A 17,787-nucleotide genomic window follows, 5' to 3' on the forward strand; every position below is an offset into this window, starting at 1 on the left:
GGTAGCTTGGTTCCGGGTCATCGACGGGGGTCACTGCAGGCGAGAGGGTCCCTTGAGGGGCTGCAGTTCCTCACTCACCAGCAGCACCCCCACCCGCACGTATTCCATGATCTCCACATAGGCGGTCTCGCTGGCTTCGTCGTCATCTACCTCGAAGCCGGCACCGGCAATATCGGAAAAGTCCTTGAGGATTTCCGCCGAATCGGCGGGCAGCCTGGCCGGGTCGGTCACGCCGGCCACCGCCAGGCCGTAGAGAAACCCCTGGCACCAGTGTCCCAGGGCATCCACGCGTGTGGTCAGGGCATCGTCCTCATCCGGCAGCAGCATCTGGAAACTGAGCAGGGAATCGGCCAGCTGGGTGCGGGTTTCGGCAAACACCTCGTCCAGCAGGCGCCGGGCCTCGCCTTCCGGCGGCGGCGTCTCGCCGGCCTTGGGGAAGATCTCCTGCAACCAGCGCATCTCGCCGGACCCCAGATTGGCGCTGAGCATGCCGCAGAGCGTGCCATGCACCTCGGCGGCATCGGCCGCGGCACCCGCCCCCCGCAGGGCATCCTCTAAGGCTTGATAATCGGGCATCATGGGCAGGGCTCTCCAGTTGTAATGGCCGAACATCCGGGGCCGGGGACTGATACATGGACGCAGTCTAGCAAGCCGGGGTGGCGCAGCACCATGCCGCCACCGATCCTTGTTGACGGCCCTGAAGCGGAGTCCTAGTATTGAGCCCATGACATACACCGCTCACAATGCCTCGGCGGATTCCGCCCTGAAAGACCTGGAATCCCGGGTTGAGGCATTGCTGCGGGTCTGCGAACTACTGCGGGACGAGAACCTCAGGCTGCGTCGGCAGAATGAACTGCTGCTGGCGGAACGGGCCCAGCTCTCGGAACGGGGTGAACAGGCGCGCATGAAGGTGGAGTCGATGATCAACCGATTGAAGTCCATGGAGCAGGCGGTATGACGGAACCCCGCTCTGAACCGGTCACGGTTCAGATCCTGGGCAAGGAGTACCGGGTGGCCTGCCCTGAAGATGAGCGCAATGCACTGATTGCCTCGGCCAGCCTGCTGGATCGCCGGATGAAGGAAATCCGCGACGGCGGCAAGGTCGTGGGTGGCGACCGGATCGCCGTGATGGCGGCCCTGAACATCACCCATGAGCTGCTGGCCCTGAAGCGGCAGAACGCCGGCCTGGATCAGCGCATGCGCGCCCTGCAGGACCGGGTGGATGCCGCCCTGCAGCACGAACGACAGACGGATTCATGATGTACGGTCCCGGCAGCGGGGCCATGAAAAAGGTTTTACGGTTTGGGCACCTCTGAGGTGTGCGTGAGCGGCTGGGTATTATCCTTGAGCCTAATCAACTACCCCGGGAGCCATTCTGTGATGTCTTGTTGTGCATGTCCGCCCCGTAGCGGAAAGCCTGTAGAGATCGCGTCGGCCCCCACTTGAACCATTGGTTCAAGGTCGAAAGCTCGCCACGGCACTCTCGGAGTGTGCCCTCTTCACTTCCATGACACGCGCCGACCTACGCAGACAGCTTCGCGCCCGGCGTCTGGCGCTCTCCCCGGCCGCACGGGCCATGAACGCCCGCGCCATGGCCAGGCATCTGATCCACCACCCCCTGTTCAGCGCCGCCCGGCGCATCGGCGTCTACCTGCCCGACCGGGGCGAGGCCGATCCCGGTCCGCTGGTCCTTGCCGCCCGCGCCGCCGGCAAGGATCTCTATCTGCCGGTACTGGCGCCGCTGCACCCCCGGCTGCTCTGGTTCGTGGCCTGGGAGGCCCATACCCCCCTGATCCCCAATCGGTTCGGCATTCCCGAGCCGCCCATTCGCCGCCGACACCGTCTCCCGGCCCTTCATCTGGATCTGGTCATCACCCCCCTGGTGGGCTTTGATCGCCGGGGAAACCGGCTGGGCATGGGAGGCGGTTTCTATGACACCACCTTTCGTCACCTCAACCGCCACCGGCACTGGCGCCGCCCCCACCTGGTGGGGATGGCCTACGCTTTCCAGGAAGTGGCGGCACTGCCCCATGAACCCTGGGACGTGCCCCTGCATGCGGTGGTGACCGAGCAGGGCCTGATCACCCTGCCGGACCCACCCTGAAATGAAAGACAAGGATTACCCATGTCCTACTGGCTGATGAAATCCGAACCCGATGTCTTCGGCATCGACGACCTGGAACGGGTGCGGGTGGAACCCTGGGAAGGGGTACGCAACTACCAGGCCCGCAACATGATGCGGGACGAGATGCAGGAAGGCGACCTGGCCTTTTTCTATCATTCCAACTGCAAGGTCCCCGGCATCGTCGGCATCCTGCGGATCGTGCGGGGCGGCTATCCGGACGCCAGCGCCTGGGACCCGGAGCACACCTACCATGACCCCCGCAGCACCCCGGACGATCCCCGTTGGTACCGAGTGGACGTGGGCTTTGAACGCAGATTCGGGGCAGTCATTCCCCTGGCGGACCTGAAGGCCGCCCCCGCCCTGAGCGACATGCCCCTGGTCAGGCGGGGCAACCGGCTTTCCATCATGCCGGTAACCGAAGCGCAGTGGGAATTCATTCTGTCCATGGCGGACTAACATCCTGTTCTTTTCATAACCCGCTTTCCCTCATCCCCGGCCCTTCTTTTCCCCGGGAAACGAAAGATCGACATGACTTCAGGAGGCCGATGCCCATGACCCTGAACGAACTCATCACCTACCTGGACGCCCATGCGGGATTCGATCTGCTGGACGGCATCCCCGAAGACACCCTGGAACGGGCGCGACGCGGCATCCACAAACACGCCATCGCCGGGGAGATCATCGCCGCCCTGGGCACCCTGGACGCGGCGGGTACGGGACAGGGGGAGGTGGAACGCAGCGCCACCGTGAAGGTACTCAGCCCCCTGCGCCTGAAATACATGGCCGACGACGCCCCGGTGGCGGGATTTCGCATGGTGGAGAAGATCATCACCACCATCGACGAGGCATTCAACGAAGAAGCCCTGGGCAAGCGCGGGTAAGACCCGCCTTGCAGATCAGCCCAGGAACAGCCGGTACACCGGGTTATCGGTCTCCTCCCAGTGGACATAGCCCAGTTCCTTGAGGAACCCCTCAAGCCGGACCCTGTCCTTGCCCGGCACCTGCATGCCCACCAGCACCCGGCCATAGGCCGCGCCATGGTTGCGGTAATGGAACAGACTGATGTTCCAGTCCTGCCCCATGTGGGCGAGGAAATTCATCAGCGCCCCGGGGCGCTCGGGGAACTCGAAGCGGTAGACGATCTCGTCCCCCGCCCGAGCCGAGTGCCCGCCCACCATATGGCGCAGATGGACCTTGGCCACCTCGTTGTCGCTGAGATCCTCGATGGGGTAGCCCTTGTCCCGCAAATCCTGCAGCAGGGTCCTGCGTTCCGCCTCGCCGCCGCTGAGCTGGACCCCGACGAAGATATGGGCCTGCTCGGTGTCGGCATAGCGGTAATTGAATTCGGTGATCCCGCGCTTGCCGATGGCCTTGCAGAAGGCCCGGAAACTGCCCGGCCGCTCCGGGATGGTGGCCGCGAATAAGGCTTCCCGCTGCTCCCCCAGTTCCGCCCGTTCGGTCACGTGACGCAGGCGGTCGAAATTGATGTTGGCGCCGCTGAGCACCCCGGCCACACTGGCACCCTTGAGCCCTTCTCGCTCCACATACTTCTTGATGCCGGCAATCGCCAGGGCACCGGCCGGCTCGGCCATCACTCGGGTATCATCGAAGATATCCTTGATGGCGGCGCAGATCTCGTCGGTGGAGACCAGCAGGATCTCGTCCACATATTCCCGGGCCAGCCGGTAGGTCTCCTCGCCCGCCTGGCGCACGGCCACCCCGTCGGCGAAGATGCCCACCTGATCCAGCACCACCCGGCGCTGCTTTTCCAGGGCCTGCTGCATGCAGGCGGCATCCTGGGGCTCGACCCCGATCACCCGGATATCGGGCCGCAGGGCCTTGATATAGGTCGCCATGCCGGCGATCAGGCCGCCGCCGCCCACGCTGACGAACACCGCCTCCAGGGGGTCGGGGTGCTGGCGCAGCAACTCCATGGCGATGGTGCCCTGCCCGGCGATCACATCAGGATCATCGAAGGGATGGACGAAGGTATAGCCATGCCGGTCGATCAGTTCCAGGGCATGGGCATAGGCGTCGTCGTAGGAATCCCCATGGAGGATGGCCTTGGCCCCCAGGGCACGGACCGAGTCCACCTTGATGGAGGGGGTGGTGACGGGCATGACGATCACCGCCTTGATCCCCAGGGTCTTGGCCGACAGGGCCACCCCCTGGGCATGGTTACCGGCGGAGGCGGCGATGACCCCCTTGCGGCGGGCTTCCTCGGACAGTTGAACGATCTTGTTGTGGGCGCCGCGCAGCTTGAAGGAGAAGACCGGTTGCAGGTCCTCGCGCTTGAGCAGGATGCGGTTGCCCAGACGCCGGGAGAGCGTGGGCATCAGGTCCAGGGGGGTTTCCCGCGCCACGTCGTAGACCCGGGCGGTGAGTATCTTCTGTAGATAGGGATAGGCTGACATGGCCTGAAGATACAGGGGCGGGTCCATCCCCGGCAAGATGCGTGCCTCTGTAGAAACCCGCTCAGGCGTGCGACGCCCCCGCTCTCATGTAGAATCCCCCCGACAACCTAAGGAGGCATTTCCCGTGAGCGATCAAGACCAGATGAAGAAGGCCGCCGCCGAAGCGGCCCTGGAATACGTGGAAGACGGCATGGTCGTCGGCATCGGCACCGGCTCCACCGCCAACCATTTCATCGACCTGCTGGCGAAGATGAAGGGCCGCATCGACGGTGCCGTGGCCTCCTCCGAGGCCACCGCCGAACGGTTGCGCGGTCACGGCATCCCGGTGATGGATCTGAACGCCGCCGGCCCCCTTCCCCTCTATGTGGACGGCGCCGATGAGGCCACCCGGCACCTGCACCTGATCAAGGGCGGCGGCGGCGCCCTCACCCGGGAAAAGATCGTGGCGGCCGCCAGCGAGCGCTTCGTCTGCATCGCCGACGACTCCAAGCTGGTGAACGTGCTGGGCGCCTTCCCCCTGCCGGTGGAAGTCATCCCCATGGCCCGCAGCCATGTGGGCCGGAGCATGCTCAAGCTGGGCGGACAGCCGGAACTGCGCCAGGGCTTCACCACCGACAACGGCAACCTGATCCTGGACGTATTCAACCTGGACATGACCGATCCGGTAGCCCTGGAGACGGAGATCAACCAGATCGCCGGCGTGGTCACCGTGGGCATCTTTGCCCGGCGACCAGCGGATGTGCTGATCCTGGGGGGCAAGGATGGGGTGAAGACCCTGACCTGAGGGGGTTTTCCGTTTTCCGTTTTCCCCTCACCCCAACCCCTCTCCCGCAAGGGGAGAGGGGCTTTTTTATCAGAGCAGCACTTTCTCGATGCCGCCGCTGCGGGCCTGCTCGATGAAGCGGGCCTGCCACTGGTCTCCCAGCAGGGCATTGGCCATCTCCACCACGATGTAGTCCACCTCCGTCCCGGTATCTTCCCGGTAGCGGGACAACCCCTGCTGACAGGCCGGGCAGGAAGTCAGCAACTTCACATTACCGCCGACCGCCACCGGCGCCCCGGTCAGCGACGTGATGCCCTTGTGGATCTCCTCCTGCTTGCGGAACCGCACCTGGGTGGCCACGTCCGGGCGACTCACCGCAAAGGTCCCCGCCTCACCGCAGCAGCGGTCCGACAGGGTCACCGGCCGGCCCAGCAGATCCCCCGCCACCTGCAACGGCGCATGGGTCTTCATGGGGGAATGGCAGGGATCGTGATACAGGTACGCCACCCCCGGCGCGGGCTCCAGCTTCACCCCCTTCTCCATCAGATACTCATGGATATCCAGCAACCGGCAACCGGGGAAGATGCGCTCGAACTCGTATTTCAGCAACTGATCCATGCAAGTACCGCAGGACACCACCACCGTCTTGATATCCAGATAGTTCAGGGTATTGGCCACCCGATGGAACAGCACCCGGTTCTCGGTGGTGATCGCCCTGCCCTTGGCCTCCTCGCCGGCGGACTCCTGGGGGTAGCCGCAGCACAGATACCCCGGCGGCAGCACCGTCTGGGCACCGGTGCGATACAGCATGGCCAGGGTGGCCAGACCCACCTGGCTGAACAGACGCTCCGAGCCGCAGCCGGGGAAATAGAACACCGCCTCCCCCTGCTCCGGCGCCACCGCCGGGTCCCGCACGATGGCCACGTGACTGGGGTCTTCCAGTCCCAGCATGGCCCGGGTGGTGCGCGAGGGCAGACCCGCCGGCAGGGGCTTTCTCATCATGTGGATGACCCGGGCGGGGATGGGCGCCGGCCCCGTGGTGGCCGCAGGCCGACCGTCGTTCAGCAGACCCAGACGCTGGAACACCCGGTGCCCCAGGCGCTGGCCGGCAAAGCCCCACTGGGCCAGGGCGGTGCGCATCAGCTTGATGGTGGCCGGGTCCTTGATGTTGAGGAAGGTCATGGACACCCGGGCCGCCAGGCTGGTCCGACGCTGGCCGCGGGCCTTGAGGATGCGCCGCATGCGGGCCGTCACGTCCCCGAAATCGATGTTCACCGGACAGGGCTTGAGACAGCGATGGCAGATGGTGCAGTGGTCCGCCACATCGTTGAGTTCGTCGAAATGACGCAGGGACAGGCCGCGACGGGTCTGCTCCTCGTAGAGGAAGGCCTCGATGATCAGGCCCGTGGCCAGGATCTTGTTGCGGGGTGAGTACAGCAGGTTGGCCCGGGGCACGTGGGTGGAGCAGACGGGCTTGCACTTGCCGCAGCGCAGGCAGTCGCGAATGTCGTCGTTGAGCGCCCCCAGTTCGCTCTGCTCCAGGATCAGGGCCTCCTCCTGCACCAGACGCAGGGAGGGGGTATAGGCCCGGGACAGCCCGGAGCCGGCCTGCAGCTTGCCCCGGTTGAAGCGGTCCATGGGGTCCACCCGCCGCTTGTAGTCGGCAAATGCCTTGAGCTCCGGCTCGCCCAGGTACTGGATCTTGGTCAGGCCGATGCCGTGCTCCCCGGAGATGACGCCGCCCAGCTCACGGGCCAGGGCCATCACCTGGTCCACGATGCGCTCGGCCTCGTGCATCATGGCGTAGTCGTTGGAGTTGACCGGGATGTTGGTGTGCACGTTGCCGTCACCGGCATGCATGTGCAGGGCCACGAACAGGCGGCTGGTGAGCACCCGGTCGTGGATGGCCTGGATGCTCCGGCGCACCGGCTCCAGGTCCCGACCGTCGAAGATCTCCCACAACCGGGCCTCGATCTCCCGCCGGTAGGAGATCACCAGGCTGCGACGCAGCAGCAGCTGGATCAGCCGGTCACCGGGGCGGCGGTCCGCCCGGGACGGCGCGTCCAGCAGGTCGTCCATGGCCACGGCGTCGCTCTCCAGGTGGTCCAGGATGGCCTGCCAGCGTCCCCGCACCGCCTGCACATGGTCTTCCGCGGCCCGGCGCAGACCCTCGAACCAGCCCCGGGCCTCCTCGCTGCCAAGGGCCAGGGACTCCAGCAGCGCGCGATGATCCTTGCCCAGGCAGGCCAGGATCTCGTCGGCCATGCGCAGCTTGTTGGTGAGGGACTGGTGGATGTTGATGCGCTCGATCCCCTCGCTGTACTCCGCCAGCCGGTCCAGGGGGATCACCACGTCCTCGTTGATCTTGAAGGCGTTGGTATGGGCGGCGATGGCGGCGGTCCGGCTACGGTCGGCCCAGAACCGCTGGCGGGCCTCGGGGCTCACGGCGATGAAGCCGTCGCCGTTGCGGGCATTGGCCAGACGCACCATCTTCGAGGCGGCCAGGCCCACCGCCTCCTCGTCGTCACTGGCGATGTCGGCCAAGAGCACCATCTTGGGCCGCTCCCGTCGCGCCCCCTTCGGGGTGTAGCCCACGGCGCGCACATAGCGCTCGTCCAGATGCTCGAGCCCGGCCAGCTGCACCTTAGGGTCGGCCTCCAGGGCGTCCTTGATCTCGACGATGGCGGGCACCGCCTCATGCAGATCGGTGCCGTAGAACTCCAGACTGATGGTGCGCATGTGGGCCGCCATGCGATGGACCACGAACACGGCGGAGGTGATCAGGCCGTCACAGCCCTCTTTCTGGATCCCCGGCAAGTCCTGCAGGCGCTTGTCGGTGACGTCCTTGCCCAGCCCCACCTTGCGGCAGGCTTGGCCCGGGAAGGCGATGACCCGGGGCTCCCCGTCGGGGGTGACGCCGTCGGCCTGGAACCGGGTGATGCGAAAGCTCACGGTTTCCTGGTCGTGGATCTTGCCCAGGTTGTGGTTGAGGCGTTCCACCTCGATCCAGCGGGCCTCCGGGGTGACCATGCGCCAGGACACCAGGTTGTCCAGGGCCGTGCCCCAGAGCACCGCCTTCTTGCCGCCGGCATTCATGGCGATGTTGCCGCCGATGGTGCAGGCATCCTGGGAGGTGGGGTCCACGGCAAACACATGGGCGGCGCGCCCCGCGGCCTCGGACACCCGGCGGGTCACCACCCCGGCCTCGGCGCGGAGGGTGGCCACGGGGCCTTCCACCCCGGGCAGTTCCACGAACTCCACCTCGCTCAAGGCTTCGAGCTTTTCCGTGTTGATGACCGCGGCATCGGCGGTCAGGGGCACGGCGCCACCGTTGTAGCCGGTGCCGCCCCCCCGGGGAATGACGGTCAGACCCAGTTCGAAGCAGGTCTGGATGACCCCGGCCATCTCCGCCTCGGAATCCGGGGTGATGACCACGAAGGGCAGTTCCACACGCCAGTCGGTGGCGTCGGTGACATGGGAGACCCGGGCCAGGCCGTCGAAGTGGATGTTGTCCTTGCGGGTGACCTTGCCCAGCAGGCGGCGGGCACGGGCGCGCAGGGCCTTTTGTTCCGGGAACCAGGCCTCGAAGCGGCGTACCGCCTGACGAGCCTGTTCCGCCAGGTCCAGGGCCAGCTGATTGCCCTCGGCCCGGGCGATGATCTGGTCCACCCGGTGATCCAGGGCGTGGATCAGGGCGGTGAGTCGCTTCTGGTTACCCAGCAGGTCGTCCTGGATATAGGGGTTGCGGGTGACCACCCACATGTCCCCCAGCACCTCGAACAGCATCCGGGCGGAGACGCCGGTCCGTCGACGGGCGCGCAGTTCGTTGAGCACGTCCCACATGCCTTCGCCGAGGAAGCGGATGACGATCTCGCGGTCGGAGTAGGAGGTGTAGTTATAAGGGATTTCGCGGATGCGGGTACTTGCGGTCATGGCTGGCGGGGATCACTGCGGGAGGGGCACCTATTCTAGCACCCCGGCCGGGATGAGGTGAGAGGCGGGGAAAAGCAAAAAGGGTGCGGAGGTTTCCCTCCGCACCCTTTGAACTTCCAGTGCATGCTTTCCGGTCAGACGACCTTGGGCAATGCCATCGGTATGGGACCGATGATTAGAAGTTGTGGGTCACGCCGACCTGGAAGCCCCAGGCGTTTTCACCCTCGGCAGGCACCACGCCCTTGCCCTTACCGGAGTTGGTTCCGGCCAAGCTATACCGAGCGTTGTCATCGTTGCGCACGGTGGCGTAGGTGGCGTACAGGCCGGTGCGGCGGGTCAGATCGTAGCCGGCACCGATGGCGAACAGCTGGGCGCCGGTGTCTTTATCATCATTGTCACCCGCATTGGCGTAGGTGCCCATCACATAGGCCTGACCGAACTGGTACTTGGCGCTCAGGAAGAAGGCGTCTCGGTCGCCAGTACCAGTGACACCGGAGTCGATGTTTTCATACATGGCGCTCAAGGTCAGGGCGTCGATGGTGTAGGCACCACCGACCTTCCAGGCCTTGGCATCCTCTCCTTGGAACCCTTCATTCAGCTGCTCATAAGCCACAGCCACGTACATCGGGCCCTGGGTGAAGGTACCAGCCAAGGAGAAGGCGTTACGCTCGTTCGGGTCGTTAGTAGCGCTGCGAACATCGCCGTTCTCATCGGTGTCCGTGGTGTAGGAAGCCATGAACTGCAGGCCATCGAAGTTGGGGCTCAGGTAAATCGCGGTGTTAAGATTACGTCTTTCGAAGAGTCCTGCGTTATCGCTGAAGGAACCCATGATGGAGTTGTAGTCACCCAGGGTATCGGCGAAGGGGTCCAGACGCAGGGTGGAGATCTTGTAGGGGGTGTCATGACGACCCAGGCGCACTTCACCGAATTCGCTTGCCACACCCAAGTAGGTGTTACGAGTGGCCAAGGTGCCTTGCGTGCCACTGGCGGCATCAAAGCCGGCTTCCATCTGGAACACGCCGCGCAAGCCCATGCCCAGGTCCTCGGAACCGCGCACACCGATGCGGGAGGAGTTGGAGGCAATCTGGTGGCTGGAAGCATCACCATTATTGACCCGGTCCACTGACATATTCATGCGGCCGTACAGGGTGGTGTCGGCCATGGCGGCGGCGGGCAGGCCCATGGCCGCGGCTACTGCGAATACGAGCACTTTCTTTTGCATGTTTACGTTCCTCTGCAGAGCTTTGTTGTATAAGGGTCTGACCGTGTCAGCCGATATGCATTATGCAGAAGGCATGCCAAACACTAACCTGCTGATTTCGATAGTGTAAAAAAACAACACACCATGACACTCAGCATGCCATCGTCATGACGGTGACATGACGTAAAAGAAATTTGTTGTTTTTTTGGAACACTCCGAACGGATGGCCCCGGCCGCAGATGCCGTCCGGGCGCTGGGCACCTAGACCCGGATCTGGAATTTCTCCAGGTAGCGGTAGAGGGTGCGCTCACTGACGCCCAGGTGCCGTGCCGCCTCGGCGCGGTGGCCGCCCGTGGCCGCCAGCGCCGCACGCACGCCGGCCTCAGAACAGACGCCACGGGAACCGCGGCGTAACGAGGGCATCCGCCCCTCCTCACCGACCTGGGACTGGAAGGCAATGTGTTCGGGCAGCAGCGGCCCGGTGCCGGCCAGGATCGCCGCCCGGGTCATGATGTTCTTCAGCTCGCGCACGTTGCCCGGATAACGATAGGACACCAGCAGATCGGCCACCGGCACGGACAGGGGCAGATGCAGCGACCCACCATCCGACTGCCGCAGGAAATGTTCCGCCAGGGCGATGACGTCTTCCCGCCGCTCCCGCAGGGGGGGAATGAAGACCGGAAAGGCGGACAGGCGGTAATAGAGGTCTTCCCGGAACCCACCCTGCGCCACCATGGCCGCCAGGTCCCGGTGGGTGGCGGCCACCACCCGGGCATCCACCGGGATGTAATCGGTGCCGCCCACCCGGCGGATACGGGAGGTTTCCAACACCCGCAATAGCTTGCTCTGCATGGACAGGGGTAACTCCCCCACCTCGTCGATGAACAGCGTCCCCCCCTGGGCCGCCTCGAACAGGCCGACCTTGCGCCGGTCCGCGCCGGTGAAGGCGCCCTTTTCATAGCCGAACAGCTCCGCCTCGATGATCTGTTCCCCCAGAGTGGAACAGTCCACCACCACCAACGGCCCCTGGGCGCGACCGGAACAGTGGTGCAGATAATCCGCCACCCGCTCCTTGCCCACGCCGCTCTCCCCCAGCAGCAATACGGTGGCACTGGTGGGCGCCACCCGCTCCACCATCCGCATCAGCTCCAACATGGGGAGGGACTGCCCCACCAGGCGCGCCCCCTCCGGTGACGCGGGGGCCGCCTCCGGGTCGGGATGCAGCAGCAGACCGAAAAAGTCGCCGTGCTCGCCCCGCCCCCGGGAAATCCGGACGCTCAGACGCCGGCGCCCCCGTCCTCCCGGGATCTGCACCGGAAGAGGCTCCATCGCGGATCCTGCGGTGACCAGTGGACAGCCCCCCTCCCCGGCACAGCCACCCGGCACCCCCTGAAAGAATTCATGACAGCCCATCCCCCGCAGATCCTCGCGGGAGAGGGACAGACAGCGCAGGGCCGCCGCATTGGCGGCCAGCAGGCGATGGTCGCCGTCGAAGATCACGAAGGCATCGGGGATCAGCTCGACCATCTGATCGAGGCTGGGCGCGGCAGCGGGGTTGGGGTGATTATTCAGGGTCAGCATGTGAGGGGCTTGTTCCATCGGATGCCGGGGCACTGGGCAGTCTACCATCCACACCCCTTCACCATCATCGGCAACATCCGGCGCCCCCCCCTGAGACCCGTCATTCCCGCGAAAGCGGGAATCCAGCGACGGGCTGCGGATCCCACACAGCGCCCGGCACCTGGGACCCGTCATTCCCGCGAAGGCGGGAATCCAGTCACGGGCTGAAAACCCTGGGCTCCCGCTTGCGCGGGAGTGACGGGGTGATGCCTTCGCGAGGGTGACGGCCTAAGGCCTTCGCGGGGGTGACAGCGCAATGCCTTCGCGGCCGAGGGCCGCCCCTGCCTCCATGGCTGTTCATCACAAGTTCATAGGGCTTTAACGCACCCTTAATAACCAAAAGACATAGTCGCCCCGGGTTTTGAGGCACAGGACACTGTCTCTTTTTCACAACATACTTGGGGAGCCTATTTCATGCAGCACAAGAAGCTTATCGCGGCGATGGTCGCCGCCGGCCTGTCCATGCCTGCCCTGGCGGTTGCCGACATCACCATCTACGGTCGCGCCCACCTGTCCGCCGACATTCTGGATGACGGCAAGGATTACAACGAGTTCAACGTCTCCAGCAACTCCAGCCGCCTGGGTTTCAAGGGCGAGCGGACCTTTGCCGACGGTCTGACGGCCATGTTCCAGATCGAGCAGGAAATCAACTATGACACCTCCGGCAGCGCCTGGGCCAGCCGCGATACCTTCGCCGGCCTGAAAGGCGACTGGGGCATGCTGCGCATCGGCAAGTTCGACACCCCCTTCAAGCTTGCCCGTGGACCGGCCAACTTCTTTGGTGACCAGGCCGGTGACCTGCGCAACATCACCCGCACCAATGATCACGGCCGCTTCGATGAGCGCTTTAACAACAGCATCCACTACCGCAGCCCCAGCCTGAACGGCTTGGTGTGGGATATTCAGTACTCCAACGAAAACGGCGGCTCCAGCACGGTGGAAGACGCCAAGAACAAGGCCGTGAGTACTTCACTGGGATACAGCAACGGGCCGATCAATGTCGTGATCGCCTATGAAAGCCAGGACATCTATCGGGAAACCGGCGGCGTGGTGGACTACGACTACTCTGCCGATGCCTGGCGTCTGGCCGCCTCCTACCGGATCACCTCGGACTTCCGCCTGGCAGGCTTTTATCAGCAGACGGAAAACACCCGCGGCGTGGAAGGTCAGGAGGCGGATGTCTTCGGTATTGCCGGTCAGTACCGCATCAGCCCCTCCGTGTACCTGAATGCCCACTGGTTCACCCTGGACTCCGATCTGGAGAAGCGGGATGCCAACCTGTATGCCATCGGTCTGGAATATCGGGTGGACAGCGCCCTGCGCTTCTACGGCAATCTGGCCTTCATGGATAACGACGACAATTCCAGCCTGACCCCCTGGGGCGCGGCCCGCAGTGCCGCTCCTTCCACTGCGGAAGGGGTGAATGCCCGCGGCGAGATGGCCACCGCCTTCTCTCTTGGCATGCGATACGACTTCTAAGGGATGATGCCTTTTCGGGCAGGGATGCCCGCCTCTGCACCAGCATGCATGTGACACGCTTGCCCGGATTCCGTCCGGGCTTTTTTTGTGGTTCGAACCCTGGCGGCTTCCTGAATCATATCCACGAAAAAGGCCCCGCATGGGGGCCTTTTTCGTGGATATGGCTGGGGGACCAGGATTCGAACCTGGGTTGACGGAGTCAGAGTCCGTAGTCCTACCGCTAGACGATCCCCCAATAAAACCGAGGCGTAAATCTACAGCATGTCGGGGCGATGAATCAAGCCCCGAAGCAAAAACCGAAAAATCTCCACCACCGGGGCCATCCTGACGGACAGCCCCGAGGTGACTGCAAGCCTGCCCCGTCGCCGGGGATCAGCGCTTGCTGAACTGAGTCGCGCGACGTGCCTTGCGCAGACCGACCTTCTTACGCTCGACCTGACGGGCGTCGCGGGTCATGAAACCGTGGGTACGCATGGCGCCACGCAGCTTCTCGTCGTATTCCACCAGAGCGCGGGCAATACCCAGACGGATGGCACCGGCCTGACCGTTGGCACCGCCGCCCTTCACCGTGGCCACGATGTCGAAACGATCCAGGCTTTCGGCCACCGCCAGTGGCTGACGGACCACCATGCGGGAGGTTTCACGCCCGAAGTAGATGTCCAGGGGCTTGTTGTTGACGGTGATCTCGCCCTTGCCGGGGCGCAGAAAAACCCGCGCAGAAGCCTCTTTGCGGCGTCCGGTTCCGTAGTTCTGGGTTGTTGCCATCTCTTGACCTGCTCTATGTGCTGCCCGGCCACACGATGGCGGCCGGATCAGGGTGTTGTTCAGATTTCCAGCGGCTGGGGCTGCTGGGCGGCGTGGCTGTGCTCGGCTCCGGCGTATACCTTGAGCTTCTTGAACATGGCCCGGCCCAGGGGGTTCTTGGGCAGCATGCCCTTCACCGCGATCTCGATCAGGCGCTCAGGGGCACGCTCACGGATCTGCTGCGCGCTGGCGGACTTCATATGACCGACATAACCGGTGTGCCGGTAGTACATCTTGTCGGTTTCCTTGTTGCCGCTGAGGCGCACCTTGGAGGCATTCACGATCACGATGTAGTCACCGGTATCCACGTGCGGGGTATACACGGGCTTGTGCTTGCCGCGCAGGCGGCGAGCCACTTCGCTGGCGAGCCGGCCGAGGGTCTTGCCGGAGGCATCAACCACGTACCAGTCGCGGGTGACTTCAGCGGGCTTGGCGCTAAAGGTCTTCATTCCTGAACTCCAGGGTGCACATGAATCACGGAAAGCGCGCAATGATAACGGGGAAGTGCGCGGGTGACAAGGGGGGATTCCGCATGAACTACCATCCCTAAACCGCTTGAGCGGTTGTAGGCATGGTTTCCGGTTTCGATGATCTGTGCGCAGTTGGGCGCTTGCCCTTCTGCGACTTACCCTGATCTCCACCGGCGTAGCCGTCCGGGGACGGCGGTTCGGGGCGCACCGCCCCTACCTGTTGATGGGATTTGCACTGACCGATAACCGCTGTGACGCCGCGTCGGGCAATCACCCGGCTGGCGTTGTGGTCGGCATGATCGGTCTGCCCGCAGCGTTGACAGACAAATCGGCTCTGACTGGGCCGATTGTCGGGATGAATGTGGCCGCAAACGGCACATTCCTGCGAGCTATGGTGCGGCGGCACCACGAGAAACAGCACGTTGTTTCTCGGTGCCTTGTACTGGGCATAGGTTCTGATCTTGCCCCAGGCGCTATGAAGGATGCCCTTGTTGAGCCCCGCCTTGGCGCGGGCACCGTTGGGGGCGTGGCGCCCCCGCTCGTCGGTCTTTGCCTTCGGGCGACGACTCATGGAGGCCACCTTGAGGTCTTCCATGACCACGAGCCTCACCCCCAGCGCCATCACCAATGCGTGACTTGCCTTATGGGCAAAGTCTTTGCGCACGTTGTTGGCGTAGGTGTGGGTGCGGGCCACGCGCTTTTTGGCCTTGTGCCAGCCGGATGAGCCCTTGGCACGTCGCGCCATGCGCCGCTGCCAGCGAAGGCGCTGGCGTTCCTTGCGGGCCATTCGCTGCTTTTGCACCGGGTCGAAGGCATACACCGATCCCGTGCTGGCGTAGGCAGGCACCGCCACGCCGCGATCCACGCCGATGGTGGCCGCGTGCAATGAAGCCTCATCCCACTGCGATAACTCGGCCTGGATCTCTGCAGGGCGCGGATGGATCACGTCATCCTCGGTGGCAAATGACACATGCCACTGACCGGCGTTGATGCTGATGACGATGGATGCGGGCAATGTATGAGGCCGATCCGCGACGTAGCGCAACCGACCGAGCGGGTGCTTTTTCGTGCCGACCCGAATGTGATAACCCCCTTCGCCATCATCCTCGAAAGCAAATAACTCCCGCGTCAGCCAGACGCCTTGTTCGCCACCTTTTCCATGAATCGTTGGGCGACCGGATAATTTCTGGAAGAAGCGACTGTAGGCTTGTTTCCATCGAACCGCGCCATTGCGTAACACCTGGGAGGGCACTTCACGCAACCATGCCGTATCGGGTCCGATGAACTGGCTGTATTGTTGGTCGATGGGTGGTTTTTGCCCGGTCAGCGACAAGGCTTTTCGGGCAAAGGCACGAAAATAACGGTCTTCTCTGACCTTGCTGTTATAGATGAATCGCTGACAGCCAATCCAACGCAGCAGGATATTTTCCTGCTGGCGACCGGGATAGCAACGAAAGCAATGTCCGATCATGCCCATGCCTGCTATCGTTCCATGAAAACCACCAAGGCGCAACCATGGAAAGTAGCACTAAATCTCGCTCTCACGCCGTTTATGACATTAAGCTGCATGTTGTTTTTGTGACCAAGTACCGTCGCCCTTGCCTGCATGAAGAACTCAGGGACTACCTGGAGGGGGCGTTTTCGGAGATCCTGGCGGCATGGCGTTGTGAACTGATCGAATTTGGTGGCGAGGCTGATCACGTTCACCTGCTGATAGCGATCCATCCGGCATTGAACCTTTCCACGCTGGTCAACAATCTCAAGACAGCCAGCGCCCGCCGCGCCCGCAATCGTTTTGCCGAGCACTTGGCGGCGTTTTATTGGAAACCGATGTTTTGGCACCGCGCCTATTACGTTGGCTCTGTCGGTGGGGCATCCCTGGAGACGGTTCGGGCCTACGTGGAATCACAAGGCACCAAACCTCTCAAAAGAAACCCCGCTTGACCCCCTCCTGGCTAACGCCTAGCAGGGGGAATGCGCGGGGAAATGTTCAAATCCACCAGGCCGTCCCCGTCATCACCTTGGCGGTCACCGGCATCACCAGCTTGCGCAGGGGCCAGGGCAGGACTTCCCCGCCCAGGGACATGGCCAGTTCGCCATGATGGGCCTCGTCGATCTTCATCTGTTCCAGTACCGCCCGGGTCGGCGCGTCCTCGGGGACGACCCGAGCCAGGTGCTCGTCCAGGTGACGGATCACCTGCTGTTCCGTCTCGTGCACGAAGCCCAGGCTCCACCGGTCACCCGCCGCCCCGGCCAGAGCGCCGATGGCGAAGGCGCCGCCATACCAGAGGGGATTGAGGAAGCTCTTGTGGGTGCCCAAGGCCGTCAGGCGGCGCTCGCACCAGAGCAGATGATCGTTTTCTTCCCGGGCGGAGCGCGCCATGCGCTCGCGCACCTCGCCGCTGCGGGCGGTGAGGGCCTGGCCCTGGTAGAGCCCCTGGGCGGCCACCTCCCCCGCATGATTGATGCGCATGAGCCGGCCGGAGAGGACGCGGGCGTTGTCATCCAGCTCCGGCTCCATCACCGACCGGGCCGGGTCCGGGCGCTCGGTGGCACGGGGACGGCCGAACAGGGTACAAAAGCCTTCGTCAATAGCGGACAGCAGGCGGTCGGTGGGGCTCAGTTGGCGCATGGCATGCCGGTACGGGCAGTGGGTATGGATATTGAAGATACTGGAAGTCCGGCGACAGGCAAACCCTGAATACAGAAGGGTTTTTCAGTGCGGGCAAAGGTAAAGACAATGCTGGGACAACCCGCGGCCGCGAAGGGGCCGGTGCTACGACGCAGGCGGTGATGCACAGCGACTGTCGATGAGTTGGGCGAGACTCATGACCGGCACCGCCGACTTGCGGCGCCGGATACCGGCGGCCAGATGCAGACCGCACCCCACATTGGCGGTCACGAGCACATCCGGCGCCAGGTCCGCAAGGGCATCCAGCTTGGGGGCCAGCAGACGATCGGCCATCTGCGGATGGGTC

17 protein-coding genes, 1 tRNA gene, 1 other RNA gene and 1 pseudogene are annotated in these 17,787 nt (G+C 64.0%); 9 read left to right on the plus strand and 11 right to left on the minus strand.

What is annotated here, in order from left to right; genetic code table 11:
- Positions 1-30: 30 nt before the first annotated feature.
- Positions 31-579, minus strand: coding sequence for a UPF0149 family protein (locus LQ952_RS09400; RefSeq protein WP_238622406.1), 549 nt, complete (start codon positions 577-579; stop codon positions 31-33).
- 145 nt (positions 580-724) lie between these two features.
- Here LQ952_RS09400 and LQ952_RS09405 point away from each other — a divergent pair, with 145 nt between their 5' ends.
- From LQ952_RS09405 to LQ952_RS09430, 6 genes are all read left to right on the plus strand, one after another.
- Positions 725-958, plus strand: coding sequence for a TIGR02449 family protein (locus LQ952_RS09405; protein ID WP_008931138.1), 234 nt, complete (start codon positions 725-727; stop codon positions 956-958).
- Positions 955-1,260, plus strand: a complete 306-nt coding sequence (locus LQ952_RS09410) for a cell division protein ZapA (protein ID WP_238622407.1) — start codon at positions 955-957, stop codon at positions 1,258-1,260. The genes LQ952_RS09405 and LQ952_RS09410 overlap by 4 nt, the downstream gene beginning before the upstream one ends.
- A 46-nt stretch (positions 1,261-1,306) precedes the next feature.
- Positions 1,307-1,493, plus strand: a non-coding RNA gene (ssrS, locus tag LQ952_RS09415) — 6S RNA.
- A 14-nt stretch (positions 1,494-1,507) separates the two neighbouring features.
- Positions 1,508-2,104 carry a 5-formyltetrahydrofolate cyclo-ligase gene (locus LQ952_RS09420; protein ID WP_238622408.1) on the plus strand — a complete coding sequence of 199 codons (597 nt, stop codon included), beginning with the start codon at positions 1,508-1,510 and terminating at the stop codon, positions 2,102-2,104.
- Positions 2,105-2,125: 21 nt separating this feature from the next.
- Positions 2,126-2,581, plus strand: a complete 456-nt coding sequence (locus tag LQ952_RS09425; protein WP_238622409.1) for an EVE domain-containing protein — start codon at positions 2,126-2,128, stop codon at positions 2,579-2,581.
- Positions 2,582-2,676: 95 nt separating this feature from the next.
- Positions 2,677-3,006: a hypothetical protein gene (locus tag LQ952_RS09430; RefSeq protein WP_238622410.1), complete on the plus strand. Its 330-nt coding sequence runs from the start codon at positions 2,677-2,679 to the stop codon at positions 3,004-3,006.
- 15 nt (positions 3,007-3,021) lie between these two features.
- On the opposite strand, the gene ilvA is transcribed toward LQ952_RS09430, so the two are convergent.
- Positions 3,022-4,539 carry a threonine ammonia-lyase, biosynthetic gene (gene ilvA, locus LQ952_RS09435; RefSeq protein WP_238622420.1) on the minus strand — a complete coding sequence of 506 codons (1,518 nt, stop codon included), beginning with the start codon at positions 4,537-4,539 and terminating at the stop codon, positions 3,022-3,024.
- 142 nt (positions 4,540-4,681) lie between these two features.
- Here ilvA and rpiA point away from each other — a divergent pair, with 142 nt between their 5' ends.
- Positions 4,682-5,323 carry a ribose-5-phosphate isomerase RpiA gene (rpiA, locus tag LQ952_RS09440; protein ID WP_238622421.1) on the plus strand — a complete coding sequence of 214 codons (642 nt, stop codon included), beginning with the start codon at positions 4,682-4,684 and terminating at the stop codon, positions 5,321-5,323.
- 69 nt (positions 5,324-5,392) lie between these two features.
- Here the strand turns inward: rpiA and LQ952_RS09445 are convergent, their stop codons facing one another.
- The 3 genes from LQ952_RS09445 to LQ952_RS09455 form a co-directional block, all read right to left on the minus strand.
- Positions 5,393-9,235: a DUF3683 domain-containing protein gene (locus LQ952_RS09445; protein WP_238622411.1), complete on the minus strand. Its 3,843-nt coding sequence runs from the start codon at positions 9,233-9,235 to the stop codon at positions 5,393-5,395.
- A gap of 175 nt (positions 9,236-9,410) precedes the next feature.
- Positions 9,411-10,457, minus strand: a complete 1,047-nt coding sequence (locus LQ952_RS09450) for a porin (RefSeq protein ID WP_238622412.1) — start codon at positions 10,455-10,457, stop codon at positions 9,411-9,413.
- Between the two features lie 240 nt (positions 10,458-10,697).
- The gene (locus tag LQ952_RS09455) at positions 10,698-12,017 is read right to left on the minus strand and encodes a sigma-54 interaction domain-containing protein (protein ID WP_238622413.1); all 1,320 of its coding nucleotides are present in this window, start codon (positions 12,015-12,017) and stop codon (positions 10,698-10,700) included.
- Between the two features lie 453 nt (positions 12,018-12,470).
- Between LQ952_RS09455 and LQ952_RS09460 the strand changes: the two genes are divergently transcribed.
- Entirely contained in the window at positions 12,471-13,535 is a 1,065-nt protein-coding gene (locus tag LQ952_RS09460; RefSeq protein WP_238622414.1) for a porin, read from the plus strand.
- A 161-nt stretch (positions 13,536-13,696) separates the two neighbouring features.
- Here the strand turns inward: LQ952_RS09460 and LQ952_RS09465 are convergent.
- The 4 genes from LQ952_RS09465 to LQ952_RS09480 all read right to left on the minus strand — a co-directional run bounded on the left by LQ952_RS09465 (position 13,697) and on the right by LQ952_RS09480 (position 16,286).
- A tRNA-Gln gene (locus LQ952_RS09465) sits at positions 13,697-13,770 on the minus strand.
- 137 nt (positions 13,771-13,907) lie between these two features.
- Positions 13,908-14,300, minus strand: coding sequence for a 30S ribosomal protein S9 (gene rpsI / locus LQ952_RS09470; RefSeq protein ID WP_238622415.1), 393 nt, complete (start codon positions 14,298-14,300; stop codon positions 13,908-13,910).
- A 59-nt stretch (positions 14,301-14,359) separates the two neighbouring features.
- Positions 14,360-14,788, minus strand: coding sequence for a 50S ribosomal protein L13 (gene rplM / locus LQ952_RS09475; protein ID WP_238622416.1), 429 nt, complete (start codon positions 14,786-14,788; stop codon positions 14,360-14,362).
- Positions 14,789-14,885: 97 nt separating this feature from the next.
- Entirely contained in the window at positions 14,886-16,286 is a 1,401-nt protein-coding gene (locus tag LQ952_RS09480) for an RNA-guided endonuclease InsQ/TnpB family protein (RefSeq protein WP_238622417.1), read from the minus strand.
- Positions 16,287-16,324: 38 nt separating this feature from the next.
- Here LQ952_RS09480 and tnpA point away from each other — a divergent pair, with 38 nt between their 5' ends.
- A complete protein-coding gene (gene tnpA, locus LQ952_RS09485; protein ID WP_238618338.1) occupies positions 16,325-16,753 on the plus strand; it encodes an IS200/IS605 family transposase in 429 nt (142 codons plus the stop codon).
- A 46-nt stretch (positions 16,754-16,799) separates the two neighbouring features.
- Here tnpA and coq7 read toward each other — a convergent pair whose 3' ends face one another.
- Positions 16,800-17,441, minus strand: a complete 642-nt coding sequence (coq7, locus tag LQ952_RS09490) for a 2-polyprenyl-3-methyl-6-methoxy-1,4-benzoquinone monooxygenase (protein WP_238622418.1) — start codon at positions 17,439-17,441, stop codon at positions 16,800-16,802.
- Between the two features lie 144 nt (positions 17,442-17,585).
- Positions 17,586-17,787, minus strand: a pseudogene (locus LQ952_RS09495) (4Fe-4S ferredoxin); the annotation flags it as partial.

Source organism: Ectothiorhodospira lacustris (assembly GCF_022227785.1).
GTDB lineage: Bacteria > Pseudomonadota > Gammaproteobacteria > Ectothiorhodospirales > Ectothiorhodospiraceae > Ectothiorhodospira > Ectothiorhodospira lacustris.